Raw genomic sequence first — 20,450 nt, forward strand, 5'->3', positions numbered from 1 at the left:
AAGGGGGCCTAGGCCGGCCGCGCCGCTTTTTGCCTTGGGGCGGCCCGGCGGCAAAAACCACCCTGCCCCAACCCAGGGACAGCAAGCAAGGGCCGCCCCGCAGCGAAGGTGTCGTCCCCCTCCCGCGAAGCGAGAGAGGGGGAAGCCGCGCAGCGGCTCAGGGGGTGTATCAGTGAATAGCTGCGGCCACAATGATGCTGATGCCCAGGCACATCGCCGCCACCACCATGGCCAGGGCCTTGTTGTGCTTTTCCACGATCTCGGCCCACATGTCCACGGGCGTGATCTTGTCGATGATGATGAAACACAGCCAGAACACCACCACGCCCACCAGGGCGTAGACGATGGAGCCAAAGAAGGCCTGGGGGTTGAACCAGTCGAAGCTCATGTGCTTTCTCCTTGTTGGGTTGTGTTATTTATGGCTGCCACCCGAGGTATAGCCGCCATAGGAGCCGCTGCTGGAGCGGCTGTAGCTGCAACCAAAATCGGTGCGCGGATCGCAGCCGAAGCTGGGCGTGAAAATACAGGCCCTCAGCAGCAACAGTATCAGCAGCAGCACGATCAGCCAGAACAGAATCTGGCGCCAGCTGAAGCCGCTGCCCGACAGCGGGCCGACCTGGGCTCGGTCCTTGAGCTTGTCCACGCCAAAAGCCATGGCCAGCGTGCTCGCCGATGCCTGCCGGCCATGGGTCCAGGTGGTTTCGTGGTTGGAGGTCTCCTGCGCCAGCGTCGAATGCTTGCCGTCGTTGGAATAGTCGACATTGCTGGTCTTCTGGCCCTTGTAGACGGGCCAGTAGAACTCGCCTTCGGCATACAGCGTTTCCGCCATATAGGCGCAATCGCGCCGGTACTTGCGGTGCAGATAGGTGGCCGTGGCCGCGTTCTTGCTGAGCGTGGGCGCACCGCTGATGACGCGCGCCGTGCTCCAGCCGTCCTCGGAGTCCACGATGAAGGAGAAGCCCGCTTTCTTGTTGAAGAGCAGGTATTCGTCCCATTCGAAGCTGTCGTCATCGTCCTCGCCCAGCTCCCGGCCGCTGCGCCGTTGGAAACCCACGACCTGCCACAGAAGGCCGTCCAGCGTACCTTCGCGCCCCAGCGGAATGGCCGGGCGGATTTTCTTGCGCTGCTCGGCAAAGCTGAGTTCACCGCCCACCCCCTGGGACATATCGATCAGGCTGCCGCAGCTGGGGCAACTCAAGGACTTGGTGCCGTCAAAGCGCACCGGCACCACGGCGCCGCAGCTGGGGCAGTTGAAGTGGCGCCCCTCTTCCTTCTTGATGGCCACCGCATCGCGCAGCCCCTGCATCTGCAGGCCTTCTAGCGCCACCGGCGAGCCCAGCGTGAAGCTGGGCCGCTTGCCGCTGAAGTCCACCGACAGGATCTGGACCTTGTCGTTGCGCAGCTCCACCAGCTTGAAGCTCTTGCCCGGTGCGGGCAGCTGCGCCAGCTCGCCCTGGGCGGCCAGCAGCTGCACGCCCTGCACGCTGGTCACCGTGAAGGATTCGGCACCGGCCTTGATCTCGCGGCCCATGCGCCACTGGCGCGGCGCGAATTCCTTGATCTCCCAGCCCGGCGGCGTCCAGGCTAGCGAGAAGACATAGCTGCCGTTGTCCTCACTCAGCCAGGCCAGCTCGCCGTCGCTGAGCGAGACCGTCCATTCCGACCAGTTGCCGGCTCCGCTCTTGTACTGGGCGCGCCCCACGATGGTGAAGGGCTCGGGCCGGCCATTGCGCTTGACCATGCCCGAGGCGCCCAGGCGCAGCGGGCTGTAATCCTCGAACACCTCGGCCATGGAGCCTATGCGCTGAAGCACCTCGCCATCGCGCGCCACCGTGCTGCGGCAGAACTCGCAAACCGCATGGCTGGACTGCGCGGTGCTGAAGTGGACCGGTGCGCCACAGCCAGGACAGGGAGCGCTGTAACCGCGCTGCGATGGGCTGGATGCCATATCTGAGAGCTATTGAATGATGAGCAGGTTGCGCCCGATGTAGGGCTGGTTGCAATGCAGCCGCCCCGGCGCCCGCTCAGGGTCGTCCGGAACGCGCTGCGGATCGGCCGCTCAGTGGTGCTTGCCCTTGCTCTTGGCGGCGGCATCCGCGGGCTTGGCCGCATCGGCCTTTTTCTTCCCCAGCTTGGACTCCTTGCCCGCCATCAGGCGCTGGATGTTCTCGCGGTGGCGCCAGATCAGCAGCATGGCCATGACGACCACCGCTGCCGTGATCGGCGGCTCGGCATCCCAAACCAGGCCGCTGCACAGCACGTAATACAGGGGGGCGAACACCGAGGCGATCAGGGCCGCCAGCGAGGAGTAGCGGAAGAACACCGCCACGATCAGCCAGGTCAGCGCCGTGGCCAGGCCCAGCCAGCCGCTGATGCCCAGCAGTACGCCCAGCGCCGTGGCCACGCCCTTGCCGCCCACGAAACCGAAGAAGACCGGATACAGATGACCGAGAAATGCGGCCAGGCCGACCAGGGCCACGGTGCTGTCGCCCAGGCCCAGATCCGCACCAAACCATTTGACCAGCACCACGGGCAGCCAGCCCTTGACGGCGTCGAGCAGCAGCGTGACAGCGGCCGCGGCCTTGCTGCCCGAGCGCAGCACATTGGTGGCACCGGGGTTGCCGCTGCCATAGGTGCGCGGGTCGTTCAGCCCCATGACGCGGCTGACGATGACGGCAAACGAGAGAGAACCGATCAGATAGGCCGCGACCACGGCCAGCAGAGGATAGAGGGCGTTCAAGGGAATTCCTCGGCCAGAGACTGGCCCTTATTGTTGTTTGAGCTGCGGCCTGGCGGGCACTCCTGCATCCCCGCCAAGCCAGGCCCTTATTCTGCCAGCGCGCAGTGCACCGGCGTGGCTTGCAGCAAACGGGTGCAGACTTCGGGCGCCAGCTGCACCAGATAACCACGCCGCCCGCCGTTGATGGCAATGCGCGGCAGCTCGAGAATGCTGGCCTCGATATAGACCGGCAGGGCGCGCTTGGTGCCGAAGGGCGAGGTGCCTCCGACCAGGTAGCCGCTGTGGCGGTTGGCCACCTCGGGCTTGCAGGGCTCCACGCTCTTGGCGCCGATCTGGCGCGCCAGATTCTTGGTCGAGACCTTGCAGTCGCCGTGCATGAGCACGATCAGCGGCTTGGCGTCCTGGTCCTGCATGACCAAGGTCTTGATGACCGCGTGCTCGTCCAGCCCCAGCTGCCTGGCCGACTCTTCGGTGCCGCCATGCTCCACATAGTCATAGGGGTGCTCGGTGAACTCCACCTTGTGGGCCTTGAGCATCTGCGTGGCCGGCGTCTCGCTCACATGGGCGTTTTTGTCTTTTTTTGCCATGATTCAATTTTGATAGCTGCAAGCACCCAACCTGCTTTAACTTGCCGCCGATTTCACCTCAAATTCTACGATCCGCGGACTCAGACTGCGGGATCGCGCATCTCCCAGCGGATCTGGTCGATCTCGGCCAACAGCTCGGGCGCCAGCTCGGTGCCCCAGGCATCGAGGTCCTCGTCAAGCTGCGCCACCGAGGTCACGCCGATGATGGTACTGGCCACCTGCCATTTGGTGTAGCAGAAGGCCAGCGCCATCTGCACCGGCGTCATGCCGTGCCGGCGCGCCAGCGCGTTGTAGCGGCGCGCAGCGGCCAGTGCGTCGGGGCGGCCCCAGCGCTGTTTCTGCACCGATTCATACCTGGCGATGCGCGCCTCTTTGGGCGCACCGGGCTCGGTGGGCGCGAACTGGTCGAACTTGCCGCTCAGCAGGCCGAAGCCCAGCGGCGAATAGGCCAGCAGCGACACCTCCAGGCGCTCGCAGGTTTCATCCAGCGCATTCTCGTAGCTGCGGTTGATCAGGCAGTAAGGGTTCTGCGTGGTGGCGACGCGCGGCAGGCCGTGCTGCTCGGCCAGGCGCACGAACTCGTGCACGCCGTACGGAGTCTCGTTCGACAGGCCTATATGGCGGATCTTGCCCTCCTTGACCAGGCGTCCCAGCACCTGCAGCTGCTCATGGATGGGCGTGGCCGAACTTTCCTTCTTCGGGTCGTAATACATGGCGCCAAAGGCCGGCACATGACGCTCGGGCCAGTGGATCTGGTAGAGGTCGATCACCTCGGTCTGCAGGCGCTTGAGACTGGCCTCGCAGGAGTTGACGATGTCCTGCGCGGCCATGCCCGCACCGGCCCGGATCCAGGGCATGCCGCGCGAGGGCCCGGCCACCTTGCTGGCCAGGGTCAGCCTGGCGCGCATGCCGGGCCTGGCCTTGAGCCAGCGGCCGATGATGGCTTCCGTGGCGCCGAAAGTGGCTTCGCGTGCGGGCACGGAATACATCTCGGCCGTGTCGAAGAAGTCCACGCCGCGCTCCACGGCGCGGTCCATGATGCGATAGGCCTCGGCCTCGTCGACCTGTTCGCCGAAAGTCATGGTGCCCAGGCAGATCGGGCTGACGCGCAGATCGCTTTGTCCCAGGGCGACGGGATGCATGGAAAGACGGGTGGAAGAGGCTGCTGAGGTCATGCGCCCAAGTTTATGCGCTGCGCCCTATGCCCCGCGGCTGCCGCGCCATGTTTTTGCCACCGCGGCCTTCGGCCCTGTCCCGCGGAAGACGGCCCGGGCTTTCGCTGCCGCAATAATTGGGGAAAACGGAGACCCGATGAGCACAGACCTTCTTCCCTACCAACCCCGCCGACTCTGGCAATCCCGGATGCTGCCGGTGCGCGAACTGCACTACCACCAGCGCAGCTGGGAACCCGCTGAACCCGATCCCGAGCTGCCGCTGCTGGTGCTGGCCCATGGCTGGATGGACGTGGCCGCCTCCTGGCAGTTTGTGGTCGACGCCTTCGGTGAGGCCTTTGTGCGCGGCCGCCGCATCGTGGCCCATGACTGGCGCGGCTTCGGCCTCAGCCGTGCGGCCCAGCCCTGCGACAGCTATTACTTCACCGACTATCTGGCCGATCTGGACATGTTGCTGGAGCAGCTCTCGCCGGACCGGCCCGTGGACCTGGTTGGCCACAGCATGGGCGGCAATATCGGCAGCTGGTATGCGGGAGCACGGCCCGAGCGCATCCGCAGCTTTGTCAATCTCGAAGGCTTCGGCATGCCCGAAGTCCCGGCCAGCCAGGCGCCCAAACGCCTGGCCCAGTGGATGGACGAACTGCGCGAGCAACGCGCGGGCGGCATGGGCCTGGCGGCCTATGACAGCGTGGAAGCCGTGGCCGGCCGGCTGCAGAAAACCAACCGGCGCCTGCCCCGCGACAAGGCCCTGTGGCTGGCCCACCACTGGTCGGCGCCCGACGAGCAGGGCCGCTGGCATATTCTGGGCGACGCCTCGCACAAGGTGGTCAACCCCTACATCTACCGCGCCGACGAGGCCATTGCCTGCCTGGCAGCCATCACCGCCCCCGTGCTGTCCGTCGAAGCCTCCGACGACAGCCTGGGCCAGTGGTACAAGGGCCGCTACACGCTAGAGCAATACCATGAGCGGCTGCAGCAGATCGCGCACTGCGAGCTGGCCGTGGTGCAGGACGCGGGCCATATGCTGCACCACGACCAGCCCCAGGCCGTGGCCCGGCTGATTGAAGACTTTGTAGGCGCCAGGGGTTGAGCTAGAAGCGTAGCTGCCAGCGCCTCACCAGCATGGTTTTCAGATGTGATTACTGCCGAATCCATTGCCTGGCAAGCGCCAGCAGCTTCTTTATTTGAAGCACCGGTTCAACCCGGCACCAGCTGCAGGCTGTGCGTCCAGCGCGTGGGCGCCATCTGCAGCGGCCGATAGCGGCCATTGGCCCATGCCTCGCTCATATCAGCATAGCGCGGCGAAAGCGCGAGACCGCTTTGCCCGGTCTGGTAGATGAACTGCGAGGCCTCCAGATCCGCCAGGTCATAGATGGCGCGCAACGAAGGCGCATGCCGGTTCACGAAACGCCCGGCCAGCGGCCCCCTGGCATCGGCGGGCGCGGGATTGGGGTTGTACTGGCCCGCATTGACGGTATAGGCATCGCCGCTGGAGGCAACGCTGACGTTGAAGATGGGCGCCAGCGCGGCCACGCCCCCGAACGGGCGGTGTGCGCTGAGCGCCGGATGCGCCTCGCCCCAGCGCCACCGCGACATATCGCTGCCATAGGCGGCCTGCAGCTTGTCCAGCGTGCGGGTCAACGCATCGCTGACCTGCCGATCGCAGCCTGCGGGCTCACACCACCAGCTGTCGTTGCGCGCCAGGATCCCCTCCAGCCCCGCGCGGAAATCGCGCTTGCCGTAGCTCATGGCAAAGCGCTGCTCGCCAATGCGGGGAATGACGATGCCGCGCGTGAGCTCATCCACCCAGACCGCGAAGATCAGCGGCTCGGCCCGGTCTTTGTCCATGCGGCCGTCGAAGTCCGCCATCAGCTGCATGGCCTGGTCCGCCAGCGCATGGCCGGATCGCGCACGGCGCAGCTGCGGCAGCAAGGCCTGGGTGGCCAGGGACTGCACATCGTTCTGTATGGCCGCCATGCTGAGCGCGTCATGCTGCTTGCCGGCGGCCAGCAGTTGCTCTATGCGCCGGTAGCGATAGGGCAGGCTCCAGTCCTGGGTCAGGAAATGCGCGTAGCCGGGCTCCGTCACCCGCTGATTGGCCGTGGCCACAAAGCCCCGCGCCCGGCCGTCGTCCTGCGGCGTCTGTTCATAGGCCAGCCAGCCCTGCCAGTCATAACGCGCCTCCCAGCCCGGCACCGGCGCCACGCCGCGCACATCGTTGTCCGCGGCGCGCAGCGGCACCTTGCCCGCGGCCTTGAAACCGATATGACCCTGGACATCGGCGGCCACCACGCTCTGCATCGGCGAGTGATAGCCCGAGAACGCCTGGAACAGCTGCTGCACCGTCTGCGCGCTATTGGTCTTGAGGCCAGCCTCCACGGTGCGGTTGTCCGTGTCCAGCGCGGCCCAGCGCAGGGCCAGCGCATACCTGTCGGTATCGATGACCTGGCCGTACTGGGCCTGGGCATCGCTGAGCACCGGGCCGTGGCGCGTGCTGCGCAGCGTAAGCCTCACATCGGCCTGGCCCTTGACCTTGAAAACCTCCTCGCGCCGGCCGAACGGCTCCCAACCCGTGGGCGTGCGGTAGCGCGTGCCGTCCTGCGGGTCGATCTGCTCCAGGTACAGGTCCTGTACATCGGGATTGGTGTTGGTGAATCCCCAGGCGACCTGGCGCGTACGCCCCAGCACCACAAACGGCAAGCCGGGCAAGGTCGCCCCTATCGCATCGATGGCCGCCAGCGCGCTGCCGTCGGCGGCCTTGCCGGCCGGGGCCTGCAGATGGGCGAAGTACCAGATGGCCGGGGCACTCAGCCCCAGATGCGGGTCATTGGCCAGCAAAGGCCTGCCGCTTTGCGTCCTGCAGCCGGCCACCACCCAGTTGTTGCTGCCCAGGCCGTCGTTGGTGCCCATGTCGCGTACCGCGGCCGCCGCCCATTGCCGCAGCGCCGACCCGAGCTGCGCCTCAGGCTCCGCAAGCTTCTGCGCCTCGCCGCCGGCGCGGTATACGCCGAGCTCCTTGTAAAGCCCGGCCAGATCCACGGCAGAGGCCGGCTGCTCGCCCGGATAAGGCGGCATCAGCTGCCACAGCTGCGCGGTGTCCAGCACCTGCAGCAGATTCAGGCGGGCAAACTCGTTGCCCCAGTTGCCGCCCAGGTCCAGGGCCATCATCAGCGCCCAGCCCACGCTGTCCTCGGGCTCCCAGGCAGGGCCGCGGTCGGCGCCGGCCCTGGTGCCCAGCAGCAGGAATTCGGGGGCGGCCGCCTGCGAAGGCTTGGCGTAGAAGGCCGCGATGCCCTGGCTATAGGCCTGCAAGGCCTCCTGCACCGCGGCCGGCAGGGCCTGGTACTGGCGACGTGCCGCGCCATGGATGTCCAGCGCACGCATGAGCTTGTCGAGCTCCAGCGTGGCCGGGCCCAGGATCTCGGACAACCGCCCCTGCATGAGCCTGCGGTTGAACTCCAGCTGCCAGCCGCGCTCCTGAGCATGGACAAAGCCCAGAGCACGCCAGGCATCCTGCGGTGATGCCGCCGCGATATGCGTGACATCGGAGCCGTCCCGCCGCAGCCAGACGCGGTCTGCAAGACCCCGCACCTCCAGCCTGCCATCCATGCGCGGCTGGGCCCGCACGCCGTAGACGGCCGCCGCGCCCCCGGCAAGCAGGGCCAGCCCCGTCAGGGCCGCGGCCGCATAAAGCCCGCGCCGCAGCCAGCGGCCGCCCGAAGAAAATCCCGCCGAACTTGTCTCTCCCATGTCGCCTCTTCTTGATGGTTGGTTCGCAATCACCACATCCCTGTGGTGACAAAGCATGGGCGACAATAGCCGTTTGGGCCGCGGCCCGGTGTTAGGAATTCAACGCATGTGGCCATTCAGCCTGCTCAAGAAACTCAGCCAGGACCCGGCCGTGGGCCAGACCCGGGGCGACTACATAGGCTGCTATCTGCTGGGCACGCATACCGCAGGGCGCGACGACGACATCAGCTATATCTCGCTGGCCACCACGCGCGCGCAACTGAAGCAGGATGCGCGCCAGTATCTGCAGGACTTTCTCTGCCAGCACCCGCAGCTTGCCGACGCCGAGCGCCAGGCCTTGCAGGACCTGCTGGAGCACTGGAGCGCGCGCGCCGATGCCCATCTGGCCGCAGCCAGCGGCAAGCCTCTGGCCGTCCAGGGCGGCAGCGAGCTTTTTCTGCGCACCGGCATGCGGGCGCGCAAAAAAGAAAAAGGGGTCTATCTGGAGTGAGGCCCTGAACAGGCCCGCCCGAGCGAGATACCCCGAGCCATCAGGAACTGCCGGCCAGCGCGGACTTCACTGCGTGAAGTCCAGGTCAAAGCCCTCTTCGGTCAGCTGAACCTCGTCTTCCGGGCCTTTTTGCAGCCAGCCCTTGTGCATGGCCAGCGACAGTGCCGCACGTTGATCGCTGTCGCTGATGCCGTGCCTGGCCAGGTCCTCGCTGAGCTGCTGCCTGGTCATGCCCTCGCCGGCGCGCAGGCCCTGCTCCGCCACCAAGATGTAGACGATTTTGTGGGCTGCGGCCTGAATGGTTTGATCCGTCATGCTCAAGACTCCTTGGGTTCGGTGGTTTCGTGACCGGGCGCGTCATGCTCCATGACGCCCAGCAAGGCATCCAGCAGCCCGGGAAAGCGCGCATCCAGATCCACGCGCCGCAGGGACAGCAGGTTCTCCCGTCCTTCGGGACGCTGCCAGATTACGCCGCTGGTGCGCAGCACACGCCAGTGGTGGGTCATGGTGGATTTGCTCTGCGCGCGCAGCAGCGAGCTGCAATTGCGCTCGCCGCTCTCGGCAAGCGTGCGCACTATGGCCAGGCGCAAGGGGTTGCCTAGCGCCGCAAGCACGCTCTCCAGCCGGATCTGTTCACGCTCGGGATGATCGGGAAGCATTGCCTGGCCCATCCTGTCCTGGCGCGCTGCTCGCGCGCTCCAAACCAGCTGACATTGCTGACATCTGCAGGAGCGGCCCGCGCGCCATGCCACGGGAGCCGATCCTGCCAAGCGCATTTTCATGCCGGCAAGCATACCCATGCTGACAGTACGACTGTATGCGTACATTTAGTATTTCCAAGCTTCCAGTCCTGTTGCCGGTGCCGCGGGTGTGGCGCCTTCTTCTGCAAATTGCAGGACTGATTCAGGGAGGTCGTCATGGCTCGTCATACCCCTATAGAGCGTTACCGCAACATCGGCATCTCCGCGCACATCGATGCCGGCAAGACCACCACGACCGAGCGCATCCTGTTCTATACCGGAGTGAACCACAAGCTGGGCGAAGTCCATGACGGCGCTGCCACCATGGACTGGATGGAGCAGGAGCAGGAGCGCGGCATCACGATCACCTCCGCCGCCACCACGGCCTTCTGGTCGGGCATGGAGCACAACTTCGCGCCGCACCGCATCAACATCATCGACACGCCCGGCCACGTGGATTTCACCATCGAGGTGGAGCGCTCCATGCGCGTGCTCGACGGCGCGGTCATGGTCTATGACTCCGTGGGCGGCGTGCAGCCGCAGTCCGAGACCGTCTGGCGCCAGGCCAACAAGTACAAGGTGCCGCGCCTGGCCTTTGTGAACAAGATGGACCGCGTGGGCGCCGACTTCTTTCGCGTGCGCCAGATGATGATCGAGCGCCTCAATGCCCATCCCGTGCCCATCATGATCCCCATTGGGACCGAGGCCGACTTTCACGGCGTGATCGATCTCATCAAGATGAAAGCCATTTTCTGGGACGACGAATCCCAGGGCGTGAAGTTCGAGTACCGGGAGATTCCCGAAGCGCTGCAGGCCAGCGCCAGCGAATGGCGCCAGAAGATGGTGGAGGCCGCGGCCGAGGCCAGCGAAGAGCTCACCGACAAATACCTAGAGACGGGCGATCTCAGCGCCGCCGAGATCACGGCCGGGTTGCGCCTGCGCACAATTGCCACCGACATCCAGCCCATGCTGTGCGGCTCGGCCTTCAAGAACCGCGGCGTGCAGCGCCTGCTCGATGCCATCGTCGAGTTCATGCCCTCGCCGCTGGACGTGCCGCCGGTCACGGGCCATAGCGAGGACGATGAGAGCAGCGCGCTGCTGGTGCGGCATGCCGACGACAATGAGAAGTTCGCTGCCCTGGCTTTCAAGCTCATGACCGATGCCTTCGTGGGGCAGCTGACCTTTGTGCGCGTCTACTCGGGCGTGCTGTCCAGGGGCGATCTGGTCTACAACCCGATACGCGGCAAGAAGGAGCGCATAGGCCGCATCGTGCAGATGCATGCCAACGCCCGCCAGGAAATCGACGAAATCCGCGCCGGCGATATCGCCGCCTGCGTGGGCCTCAAGGACGTGACCACGGGCGAGACCCTGTGCGATCCCGGCGCGCCCATTGTTCTCGAGAAAATGTCCTTCCCCGAACCCGTGATCGCTCAGGCCGTGGAACCCAAGACCAAGGCCGATCAGGAGAAGATGGGGCAGGCTCTGTCGCGCCTGGCCGCCGAGGACCCCTCGTTCAGGGTGCGCACCGACGAGGAGTCCGGCCAGACCATCATCGCCGGCATGGGCGAGTTGCACCTGGAAATCATCGTCGACCGCATGCGGCGCGAGTTCAATGTGGCAGCCAATGTGGGCAAGCCCCAGGTCGCCTACCGGGAGACCATACGCAAGCCCGTGGCCGATGTGGACGGCAGGTTCGTGCGCCAGTCCGGTGGCAAGGGCCAGTACGGCCATGTCGTGCTCAGCATCGAGCCGCTGGAATCCGGCAAGGGCTTCGAGTTCGTCGACGAGATCAAGGGCGGCACGGTGCCGCGCGAGTTCATCCCCGCCGTGGAAAAAGGCGTGCGCGAAGCGCTGAACACCGGTGTGCTGGCCGGCTACCCGGTGGTGGATGTGCGCGTGCGCCTGACCTTCGGCTCCTATCACGAGGTGGATTCGTCGGAGCAGGCGTTCCGGATGGCCGCCATCCTGGGCTTCAAGGAGGCGGCCAAGAGAGCCAGCCCCGTGATTCTCGAGCCCATGATGGCCGTGGAGGTGGAGACGCCCGAGGAGTACGCGGGCACGTTGATGGGCGATCTGTCCTCGCGACGCGGCATGGTGCAGGGCATGGACGATATCGCCGGCGGCGGCAAGACCATCCGCGCCGAAGTGCCGCTGTCGGAGATGTTCGGCTATGCCACGCAGCTGCGCTCCATGAGCCAGGGCCGAGCCACCTACACCATGGAGTTCAAGCGCTATGCGGAGGCGCCGGCGCAGGACCTGGCGGCGTTGGCCTCTGCCCCCGGCAGAAAGCACGGCTAGGCGCGCAGGCGGCCCCTCCCCGACCAAGGGGGCCGCCCCCCCGCTGCAAGCCGGCCATGATGGCAAGGCTACGCCGGCACCCGCCCGCATCTTGGCGGACGGGGTGGCGTGAAACTCGTGAACCCGCGCTCAGGACTGCAGCCACTGCATGGCCTGGGCATCCTCGGTGAACGCGAAATGCCGGACCTCGGCATCCATGAGATGTTTGCCCAGAAACTCGGCCATGCCCGCCAGCTGGCTGTCGGTCACCAGGGCAATATGCTCGACCTGCTTGTGATGATGGCGGACAAAGCTCATATGGGCGCTAAAGCCGGCCCAGTTTTCCCAGCCGGGGAAATCCTTGGTCTGAACCATCAGGCCGTGCAGCTTGGGATGGTCGGCCAGAAAAGCGTTCACATCCTGGTCCACGCCATCAAAGTCCTGCCGGGTCAAAGGCCCATGGGGCTCAAGCAGCAAGATGCCTTCGGGTTTCATCAGGGAGTAATTCAGCATGTGCGACTCCTGCAATGACTGTTTCACTGTACGCCGTTCGAAACCTGATCGCAGCCCTAGACAGCACCCGCAAAACGGGTTCTCGCCGGCCCGCCGGCCGCTATTCGCACCCCAGCGCCAGCCGCATATCCTGCAGCGGCTCGCTCAAGGCAGAGCGCAGGTCCTCGCGCATGGCATCGCGGGTCAGGCGCTCTTCCGCATAAAGCGCGGCCCAGTCTATGCCCACGCCTATCATGGCGCCCGCCACAGCCCCGGCAACAGCGCCCGCTGCCGTGCCTATGCCGGGCAGCACCGAGCCCAGGGCCGCACCCGCGATGGCCGTGCCGGCCTTGCCCAGACCCTGCTTGGCGGCCGCCTTGGCCAGCACCTTGCCGGCGGCTTTCATCGAGGTCTTGGCCATGGCCTTGCCGGCCACCACGGCGGCCAATGCGCCGGCGCCCGTGCCCGCCATGGCGCTGGCCTGCAGGCGCTGGCGCGCATCGCCCAGCAAATCCAGCGCCGGCGGCGCGGGGACCTCGGCGCGCACAGTGCACTGCCCGGCGCCCAGGGCCAGGTGATGGCGGGCCAGGGTCTGCTCAATTCCCTGCCGGCCCTGCTCGAGTGCGGCGCCGCTGTCCTGGGCCTGCTGCCGCAAGGCCTGCATCCAGGCCTCGAGCCCCGGGGTTTCAACCAGGCTTGCGGCGAGCTTGTCCTGCAGAAACCGGTTCACGTCGCCGGTCAGCAGGCTGAAGATGCGCCCCCACTCCGCGCCCAGGCTGAAATACCAGTCCAGATAGCGCTCCAGCGCCAGATCCAGCTGCGCCTGCATGTCATGGCCGCTCTGACACAGCGCCTGCCCGGCCCGCATCCGGCCCAGCGCCTGCAAAGCCTGCTGGCGTGTGGCCTCCAGCGTGCCCAGGCTGTAGAGCTGCCGGCCTATGCGCTCGCATTCCGGCAGGCGCTTGAGCGCCAGCGGGCTCTCATGGCGACGCGCCAACCCATCCAGACCGGCCGTGGTCTGGACCAGTATGCCCAGCAGCAGCACGCCGACCAGCGCCAGCAAGGGCACGGCTTGGCGGCCCGCGCCCGGTGGCGCCGCCTGCTGCCAGACGGCCCGGGAGCCCGAAGCGCCCTGCAGCGCACTGCCCACGCACAGCAGCAGGCCCACCGGCCCGAACAGGGCCAGCAGCAGCAGGCGCAGGGCCGCCAGTTGAGGTAGATCGGCCGCAGCACCGCCGGCAAGTTGCAAGCTCAGCAAGCCGTCCAGCCCCCAGCGCACGAGTCCCGATGGCGCCGTTTGTATCCGGGCCAGGGCGGCGTCCAGCGCTGCCGGCGCCATGGCCGGAGCAAGCGAGCGCCCGAAGTCCTGGCTGCGCGCCATCGCATACAGCCAGGCGCTGCCCAGCAGCGCCAGCAGCAGCCATCTGGCCGCCCGCTGGCTCCAGGCCCAGGCAAAGGCCGGCGATGAGAACTCGGGCGCCAGCCTGCTCTGCAGCCAGGCCGCCAGGCCTGCATGGAGCGGCGGCGCCAGGGCCAGCAAAGCCCATTCCCAGGGCGCGAAAAACCAGGCCTGCCACAGCGAGGCGCCACACAGCAGCAGTGCCAGCGCCAGGGCCTTGCAGCCGGGCCACCAGCCCCCGGAAAACCAGCGCCCGACCAGCCCCTGCGGCGCAAACTGCAGATGCAGCAGCTTTTTGCGCAGCATGAACATCAGCCATTGCCCCCAGGCCGGCAGTGTCGCCAGCACCAGCAGCGCCAGCAGCCAGCCCCAGGGCGGCAGCCGGGTCAGCAGCTGGCTAAAGCCGCCCAGGGCGGCCAGCCACAGCCAGCCCAGCAACAGGCCACGCAGCCACGGCGGTAAGCCGCTCATTCCTGGCTGCTGCCCCCCGCTGCGGCACGGCCTCTTGGCGCGGCGGCAATGCCGCGGGCCAGGCGGGCGTTGTAGACCGTCAGACGGCTCAGGCCCAGCTGCAGGGCCACTTTGGCATCGGAGGCCGTGCCCAGCAGGGCCACGGCCTCATCGGTCCAGACGAAGGCGCTGCCCGCGGCCGAGCCGATCTTCAGCTCGCCGCGCTTGGCCACCACACTGGCCTTGCTGATGCCCAGCTGCGCGGCCACCTCGGCATCGGCTGCCTTGCCCAGCAAGGCCAGAGCCTCGGGCGTCCATTGGAAATGCCCGAAGGCCGCTATCCCCAGGGCGTTGCGCTTGAGGTTGACGGTCTTGGCCGTCGTGCCCCATAGCTCGGCCAGCGCCGCATCGGTTTCACGGCCCAGACTGGCCAGCATCTCATCGGTCCACTGCAATGCGGCTTTACCCATGCTTGCGCATCCTTTTCTCGGTTATCCATGGCACCTGAAACTGGCGCAACCCAGGCCAGAGGCGCCGAGCAAGAGCCGCCTCGCGGCGAGGGCGCCGTCCCCCTCCGGGGGAAGCGGCGCAGCCGCTCAGGGGGATGATTTCAATGCGCATGCCCCCAGTACAGCAAGGCATCGCGACCTTCAACGGACAGCGAAACCTGCGCGCCCACGGGCAGCAGCACCTTGGTGGGCACATGGCCGAACGGCAGGCCCTGGAGCACGGGACGCTTGAGCTGCATGCGCAGCCAGTCGATCACGGTCTGCAGCTTGAAGCCCTTGTCGTGGGTGCTGAGCTTGAACTCGGTGAACTGGCCAAAAACGATGGCCTTCTGCTTTTGCAGCACGCCCGAAAGCAGCAGCTGCGTCAGCATGCGCTCGATCTTGTAGGGATGCTCGCCCACGTCCTCCAGGAACAGAATGCCGCCCTCGATCTGCGGGAAGTACGGCGTGCCCAGCAGCGAGACCAGCACGGCCAGATTACCGCCCCATAGCGTGGCGCCGCCAGGCACATACAGATCCTTGAGCTGGGGCTTGCCATTGGGCAGCTCGCCGATCTTGGGCATCTGCCAGCCCGCGCCTTCGCCATGGCCGCTGAGCAGGTCCTCGAAGCAGTCCTGCATGATGTCGTCCACTTCGCCCTCGACGCCGAAGTCGGCGTTGAGCGCCGGCCCCGCCCAGGTGGTGGCGCCGGTCTGCGCCAGCATGGCCAGCTGGAAGGCCGTGAAGTCGCTCAGGCCCACAAACTGCGTGCCCTTAGCGATGGCCTTGGCCACGGTCTTGTATTTGATGCCGGGCAGGATGCGCGTCAGGCCGTAGCCGCCGCGGCTGACCAGCGCCACATCGGCGCCGCTGGCCGCCGCACGGTGGATGGCCGCCAGCCGCGTGGCATCGTCGCCCGCAAAGCGCTGGGTGCTGGCCAGGGCATCGGCATCCACCTCCACCTCGTGGCCCAGGGCCTGCAGGCGCTTGACGCCGCGCTTGAAAGCCGTCTTGTCGCGCACCGCGCCCGCGGGCGAATAGATATAGATGTGCTTGGGGCCATGGCTGTGCTCATGGCCGCAGCAGCTGCCGTCGGCGGCATGGACATGATCGTGGGCCTCATGCCCGCAATGCTCGTCATGCACATGCTGGTGATCGTTCTTGCTTGCGGTGTTGCTGGATGCAGGGGACTTGCGCGAGTTTGCCAAAGCCTTTTCATGCGGCCGCCGGCCGCATGCTCCGTGAAAGATGAGGAATCCGCAGATTCAAAGACGGCTTGCACAAGCCGGGTTCGGGCACGGCGTTTCCCCATGGAAACCCGCTCCATGCATTCCGGTTTGCACAAGCGCTACAAAACTGATGTCGACGGCCCGCCGCACATCAGGCTGCGGGCAATGGCGCAAAGTATTCCACAGCCGCCGCCGCATTGCCCTCAGGCAGCGCAGGAACCAGAGAGACATGCTGGGTTTGCCGCCAGACCTCGGCATGCTGCGCAAGCTGCGGCAGAGCCTGCAACCATGCAGCCTGCCATTGCGCTGCCGGCACGGGTTCGGCCCCCGCGGGGGCCTGCAGCCATAGCTTGCGGACACTGGCCCAGCGCATCAGCAGCGGCGCCGGCAGCTCGGGCAGCTCGGCCTGCACGCGCGGCCAGGCCTTGAGCGCGGCGCGATGGCCGCTTTGCGCAAACGGCGCGTTCCAGGCCCCGGCCTCGGCACCGAGACTGCGGCCTTGGGCCATGGCCTTGGCCACATCCCAGGAGGGCTTGCGCGCCGCCTGCTCGAACCATTGGCGGCGGCGCTCGGGCTGCTCGGCCAGGGGCCAGACATCCGCGAGCCAGGCGCCCGCAAAACGCGGCTCCATGCTTTGCGCCACGGCCAGGCCCAGGCGGCCGCCATCGCCCTGCCCCAGCAAAACCACCTGTTGCAGGTCCAGAGCCTGCACCAGCTCCGCGAGCAGCTGCACATGCCAGGCGGCCGCGTGCTGCAGCTCCTTCTTGGGCTGGTCGCTGCGGCCGAAGCCCGGCAGATCCGGCACCACCACGCGATGGCCGGCGGCCAGCAGGTCCGGCAGCAGCCGCCGGAACGCATAGCCCCAGCCGGGACTGCCGTGCAGGCACAGCCAGGTCCGCGGCGCGGCCGCCGGCCCCTCGTCGACCACGGCCAGGCGCAAGCCCTTGAGCGCGGGCAGATCGCTGCGCCACTGCGGTTGCCAGGGCCAGCCCGGCAGATGCTCGAAAGCCGCGTCGGGGTTGCGCAGCGCCCAGTCCTGCAGCGGATGCGGCTGCTGCGCTTTTTTCTCCTTGCGCCGCTGCTGGAAGAATGCAGCCAGCAACGCGGCACACTCGTCCTGCAGCACGCCGCGCAGCACCCGGGTCTGGTGGTTGATCTCGGGGTAGCCGAAGACATTGAGCACCGAGCCCGCCGCACCGGTCTTGGGCTCTGCCGCACCGTAGACCACGCCATCCACGCGCGCATGCAGCATGGCGCCGCTGCACATGGCGCAGGGCTCCAGCGTCACATACAGCGTGCAGCCTTCAAGCCTGTAGTTGCCCAGGACCTGGGCCGCTTCGCGCAGCGCCAGCATCTCGGCATGGGCCGTAGGGTCCAGCGTGGTCAGCGGGCTGTTGCGGCCGCGGCCTATGACCTGGCCGTCCTTGACCACCACGGCGCCCACCGGCACCTCGCCGTCGGCGGCCGCCAGACGCGCCTGCTGCAAGGCCTGGCGCATGAAAGCCTCATGCCTGGAGTTATCCGAATTCATAGCTGCATGCGCTTATCCAGCAATGGATTGACGCATATTCATCGCTGAATCAACGGCCACCGAGCACCAGTTCCTTGCGCTCGCCCGATTCATAGCCGTAGAGCGTGACGCGCGGATTCACCAGCTCGCCCTGAGAGTCGAACACGATGGTGCCTGTCACCCCGTCGTAGCGGGTCTGGCGCAGCTGCGGCAGATAGGCTTCGACCTTGGCCGAGTCGGCACGCAGCATGGCCTGAGCCAGCACCATGGTCGCGTCGTAGGCATAGGGGCTGTAGACCTGATACTGGCCGGGAAAGCGCTGGTCATACCTGAGCTTCCAGGCCGCGCCGCCGGGCATATTCTCTATGGAGCTGCCGCCCACCACGCAGGTCACGTTCTTGAGCGCCGCCGCCTTGGCCGCCATCACGGGCAGGCGCTCCGTGCATTGCGCATCGCCCCCCAGGAATTTGATGTTGTTCATGCCCAGCTGCGACATCTGACGCAGCATGGGGCCGGCCTGGGCATCCAGGCCGCCGAAGAAGATGGCATCCGGCTTGCGGCTCTTGATGGCCGTGAGCGCGGACTCGAATTGCACGCTCTTGTCGCTGGCGTACTGCTTGTCCACGATCTGCACGTCGCGTGCACGCGCCGCCGCCTCGAACAGCTTGACTATGCCCTGGCCGTAGGCCGTGCGGTCATCGACGATGGCCACACGCTTGACGCCCAGGTGCTTGACGGCATAGTCGAGCAGGGCTTCCACCATGGCCTGGTCGTTGGCGATCACCCGGAAGGTATCGTCATAGCCGGCCTCGGTAATCGCCGGGTTGGTGGCCGCCGGGGTGATGTTGGGAATGCCGCAGTCGTTGTAGATCCTGGCCGCCGGCAAAGTGGTGCCAGACTGCAGATGCCCGACCACGGCCGCCACCTTCTTGTCGCAGAACATGCGCGCCAGGGAGGCCGCCTGCCCCGGATCGCTGGCATCGTCGCCCGCCTCCAGCTTCCACAGCACGGGGCGCCCGCCGAGCTGCAGCTTGCGGGCATTGAGTTCTTCCACCGCCATGCGCACGCCGTTCTCCTCGTCCTTGCCCAGGGCCGCGATGGGGCCGGATATCGGGCCGCCGTGGGCAATGCGCACGGTCAAGGGCTTTTCCGCCTCGGCAGCCCGGGCCGACCCCAGGCAGACGGTGGCCAGCGCCAGGGCCAGTGCGTATGGGATGCGAGCGGAACGGCTCGGGGCCGCACGAACAGTCATGGACATGCTTTCTCCTTGATGGGTCCAGGGGCTGTGGTACAGCCGGTCTCACTGTGCCTGATCGGGCACGGGCCGCTGGGCGTTGAGGGCCGACGCCAGCTGCTGGCGATATTGCTGCTGAACCTGGCGCGCTTGATCACCCACCTGGGCGGCTTCGGGGGCCCGATTGTGCCCCGCCGGCACGCTCTGGGTCTGCCGCGCCAGGCTTTCCTGGCCCGCATGCCAGCTTTTCCTGGCCAGCACCCCGACCATGGCCAGCACCACAACAAGGCCGAGCAAGCCCCAAACAGCTCTCATGACGACATCCGGCAACAGCGATCCGCGGATTTGAACACGTTTGAGCCGGCCCGCGCCCGCCCGGCAGGCCGCTCGTTACGCGTGCGGCCCCTGATTTACCCGATGTCTCATTTGATGCAGGGCCTGCGCCAGAGCGCTGATATCCATGCCCCTATGCAGTTTCTCGAGCCATGCGGCAGGAATGCCGCTGCGGCCCCAGAACGCACCGGCGATCTGCCCGGTGACGGCCGCCGTGGTGTCGGCATCGTCACCCAGATTGGCGGCCTCCAGCACTGCGGCTTCAAAGCTGTCGTTCCGTGCAAAGCACCACAGCGCCGCCTCCAGGCTGTGCACCACATAGCCCGAGCCGCTGATCTGCTCCCGGCTCTTATGCCGCCAGGAACCCCGGGCGATCTCCGCAATCCTGGGACTGGCAATGCTTAGCCCCGACAGATCCAGCACCTGGGCCTTGGTCTGGCCCGCCAGCGCCCGGCTCAGGACCACGGCGAACAGCCGGCAGGCATCCAGGCATTCGGCGGCCGCGTGGGTGGTGCGCGAGCTGAGCTCGGCCATCTGCTGCACCCGCTGCTCATCCGCGCCATACAGCATGGCAATCGGCACCAGGCGCATCAGCGACCCGTTGCCCGCCTTGTGCGGATCCGTGCTGCCGGCCAGGGCCTCGCCGGTGTGCAGAAACGTCTGGATAGCCTCCTGCGTGGCCATGCCGATGTCGAAGCAATCGCCGGTAGAACTCCAGTAGCCCCATTGGTACCAGTTGGCATAGCGTGCCATCTGGTCGCGCGGATCGCAGCTCGGCAGGGCGATCAGGCTCTCGGCCAGACACAGGGCCATGGATGTGTCATCGGTCCATTGGCCGGGCTGCAAGCCGAACGGGCCGCCACCGATCATGTCCGCCATAGGCGTGAAACTGCCGCGCGGCATGAACTCCACGGTGGTGCCCACGGCATCGCCGCAGGCCAGGCCCAGCAGCGCACCTTCAAAACGGTCCAGCTCGCTCATCAGCCCTCCTGCCGCAGCTGCGCACGCGCGGCCATCAGGGCAAAGCCCAGCAGGTTCTGCCCACGCCATTTGCGCGGCTGCTCAGCATCGGGGTTGGCTGCCCCCATGCCTATGCCCCAGATGCGATCGCGCGGACTGGCTTCGACCAGTACACGCTCACCCGTGGCCAGCAGAAAATCGCGCAGCGCAGGGTTCTGCCCAAATTTGGCCACATTGCCGCGCACCACAATGTCAAAACGTGCGGCGTTCCAGCGGGCCTCGTCAAAATTGCGCACGCCCCGGCCCAGGGCCTTGGCCGCAGCCGGCGATGCCGCTGCCAGCACCGCCACGCGGGCCTGCTCGTCGCCAAACAGCCTGGCCTTTTCCGCCATCATGAAATGCTCGGCCGTGGCAAAGCGGTCCCCCTCCGCGGTGAAGGGTGCATGGAACCACTGGCTCAGGCAGCCCCGGCCCACGGAGCCATTCTTTTCGGGCTGATGGCCCCAGAAGCATAAGTACTTGGGCCTGTAGCCCTGGTCCAGTTGCGCCAGCAGATCGGCTTGCGAGCGGATTGCGTAATCTCGGTTCATTGTTGGTTC

20 protein-coding genes are annotated in these 20,450 nt (G+C 66.7%); 3 read left to right on the forward strand and 17 right to left on the reverse strand.

Annotated elements, in window-relative coordinates:
- Nucleotides 1-169: 169 nt before the first annotated feature.
- The 5 genes from AB6724_RS11380 to AB6724_RS11400 form a co-directional block, all read right to left on the reverse strand.
- Nucleotides 170-388, reverse strand: coding sequence for a DUF350 domain-containing protein (locus AB6724_RS11380; protein ID WP_369338635.1), 219 nt, complete (start codon nt 386-388; stop codon nt 170-172).
- Nucleotides 389-412: 24 nt separating this feature from the next.
- Nucleotides 413-1,948 (reverse strand): DUF4178 domain-containing protein, encoded by a 1,536-nt coding sequence (locus AB6724_RS11385; RefSeq protein ID WP_369338636.1) that lies wholly within the window; start codon nt 1,946-1,948, stop codon nt 413-415.
- Nucleotides 1,949-2,059: 111 nt separating this feature from the next.
- A complete protein-coding gene (gene plsY, locus AB6724_RS11390) occupies nt 2,060-2,740 on the reverse strand; it encodes a glycerol-3-phosphate 1-O-acyltransferase PlsY (protein ID WP_369338637.1) in 681 nt (226 codons plus the stop codon).
- Between the two features lie 86 nt (nt 2,741-2,826).
- Nucleotides 2,827-3,327: a Cys-tRNA(Pro) deacylase gene (gene ybaK, locus AB6724_RS11395; protein ID WP_369338638.1), complete on the reverse strand. Its 501-nt coding sequence runs from the start codon at nt 3,325-3,327 to the stop codon at nt 2,827-2,829.
- 80 nt (nt 3,328-3,407) lie between these two features.
- A complete protein-coding gene (locus AB6724_RS11400; RefSeq protein ID WP_369338639.1) occupies nt 3,408-4,469 on the reverse strand; it encodes an aldo/keto reductase in 1,062 nt (353 codons plus the stop codon).
- Between the two features lie 169 nt (nt 4,470-4,638).
- Between AB6724_RS11400 and AB6724_RS11405 the strand changes: the two genes are divergently transcribed.
- Entirely contained in the window at nt 4,639-5,589 is a 951-nt protein-coding gene (locus tag AB6724_RS11405; RefSeq protein WP_369338640.1) for an alpha/beta fold hydrolase, read from the forward strand.
- A gap of 107 nt (nt 5,590-5,696) precedes the next feature.
- On the opposite strand, the gene AB6724_RS11410 is transcribed toward AB6724_RS11405, so the two are convergent.
- Nucleotides 5,697-8,249, reverse strand: coding sequence for a penicillin acylase family protein (locus AB6724_RS11410; protein ID WP_369338641.1), 2,553 nt, complete (start codon nt 8,247-8,249; stop codon nt 5,697-5,699).
- Between the two features lie 106 nt (nt 8,250-8,355).
- Between AB6724_RS11410 and AB6724_RS11415 the strand changes: the two genes are divergently transcribed.
- Complete coding sequence (locus tag AB6724_RS11415; protein WP_369338642.1) at nt 8,356-8,739, forward strand: hypothetical protein; 384 nt, start codon at nt 8,356-8,358, stop codon at nt 8,737-8,739.
- 66 nt (nt 8,740-8,805) lie between these two features.
- Here AB6724_RS11415 and AB6724_RS11420 read toward each other — a convergent pair whose 3' ends face one another.
- Both AB6724_RS11420 and AB6724_RS11425 read right to left on the reverse strand, forming a co-directional pair.
- Entirely contained in the window at nt 8,806-9,054 is a 249-nt protein-coding gene (locus tag AB6724_RS11420; RefSeq protein WP_369338643.1) for a hypothetical protein, read from the reverse strand.
- A gap of 2 nt (nt 9,055-9,056) precedes the next feature.
- Complete coding sequence (locus AB6724_RS11425; RefSeq protein ID WP_369338644.1) at nt 9,057-9,398, reverse strand: ArsR/SmtB family transcription factor; 342 nt, start codon at nt 9,396-9,398, stop codon at nt 9,057-9,059.
- A gap of 258 nt (nt 9,399-9,656) precedes the next feature.
- Here AB6724_RS11425 and fusA point away from each other — a divergent pair, with 258 nt between their 5' ends.
- Nucleotides 9,657-11,777 (forward strand): elongation factor G, encoded by a 2,121-nt coding sequence (gene fusA, locus AB6724_RS11430; protein WP_369338645.1) that lies wholly within the window; start codon nt 9,657-9,659, stop codon nt 11,775-11,777.
- Between the two features lie 129 nt (nt 11,778-11,906).
- On the opposite strand, the gene AB6724_RS11435 is transcribed toward fusA, so the two are convergent.
- From AB6724_RS11435 to ybiA, 9 genes are all read right to left on the reverse strand, one after another.
- Entirely contained in the window at nt 11,907-12,269 is a 363-nt protein-coding gene (locus tag AB6724_RS11435) for a SpoIIAA family protein (RefSeq protein WP_369338646.1), read from the reverse strand.
- A 100-nt stretch (nt 12,270-12,369) separates the two neighbouring features.
- Nucleotides 12,370-14,118, reverse strand: coding sequence for a hypothetical protein (locus tag AB6724_RS11440; protein ID WP_369338647.1), 1,749 nt, complete (start codon nt 14,116-14,118; stop codon nt 12,370-12,372).
- Nucleotides 14,115-14,567, reverse strand: coding sequence for a hypothetical protein (locus tag AB6724_RS11445; RefSeq protein ID WP_369338648.1), 453 nt, complete (start codon nt 14,565-14,567; stop codon nt 14,115-14,117). The genes AB6724_RS11440 and AB6724_RS11445 overlap by 4 nt, the downstream gene beginning before the upstream one ends.
- A gap of 140 nt (nt 14,568-14,707) precedes the next feature.
- Entirely contained in the window at nt 14,708-15,730 is a 1,023-nt protein-coding gene (locus tag AB6724_RS11450) for an LD-carboxypeptidase (RefSeq protein ID WP_369338724.1), read from the reverse strand.
- Nucleotides 15,731-15,965: 235 nt separating this feature from the next.
- The gene (gene tadA, locus AB6724_RS11455) at nt 15,966-17,345 is read right to left on the reverse strand and encodes a tRNA adenosine(34) deaminase TadA (RefSeq protein WP_369338649.1); all 1,380 of its coding nucleotides are present in this window, start codon (nt 17,343-17,345) and stop codon (nt 15,966-15,968) included.
- Between the two features lie 49 nt (nt 17,346-17,394).
- Nucleotides 17,395-18,582, reverse strand: a complete 1,188-nt coding sequence (locus tag AB6724_RS11460) for a branched-chain amino acid ABC transporter substrate-binding protein (protein WP_369338650.1) — start codon at nt 18,580-18,582, stop codon at nt 17,395-17,397.
- Between the two features lie 42 nt (nt 18,583-18,624).
- Nucleotides 18,625-18,873, reverse strand: a complete 249-nt coding sequence (locus AB6724_RS11465) for a hypothetical protein (RefSeq protein ID WP_369338651.1) — start codon at nt 18,871-18,873, stop codon at nt 18,625-18,627.
- A gap of 75 nt (nt 18,874-18,948) precedes the next feature.
- The gene (locus AB6724_RS11470; protein WP_369338652.1) at nt 18,949-19,872 is read right to left on the reverse strand and encodes an ADP-ribosylglycohydrolase family protein; all 924 of its coding nucleotides are present in this window, start codon (nt 19,870-19,872) and stop codon (nt 18,949-18,951) included.
- Nucleotides 19,872-20,441 carry a riboflavin biosynthesis intermediates N-glycosidase gene (gene ybiA / locus AB6724_RS11475; RefSeq protein WP_369338653.1) on the reverse strand — a complete coding sequence of 190 codons (570 nt, stop codon included), beginning with the start codon at nt 20,439-20,441 and terminating at the stop codon, nt 19,872-19,874. Before ybiA ends, AB6724_RS11470 begins: the two co-directional genes overlap by 1 nt.
- Nucleotides 20,442-20,450: the final 9 nt, after the last annotated feature.

The organism is Comamonas guangdongensis, from assembly GCF_041079535.1.
Taxonomy (GTDB): domain Bacteria; phylum Pseudomonadota; class Gammaproteobacteria; order Burkholderiales; family Burkholderiaceae_C; genus Comamonas; species Comamonas guangdongensis.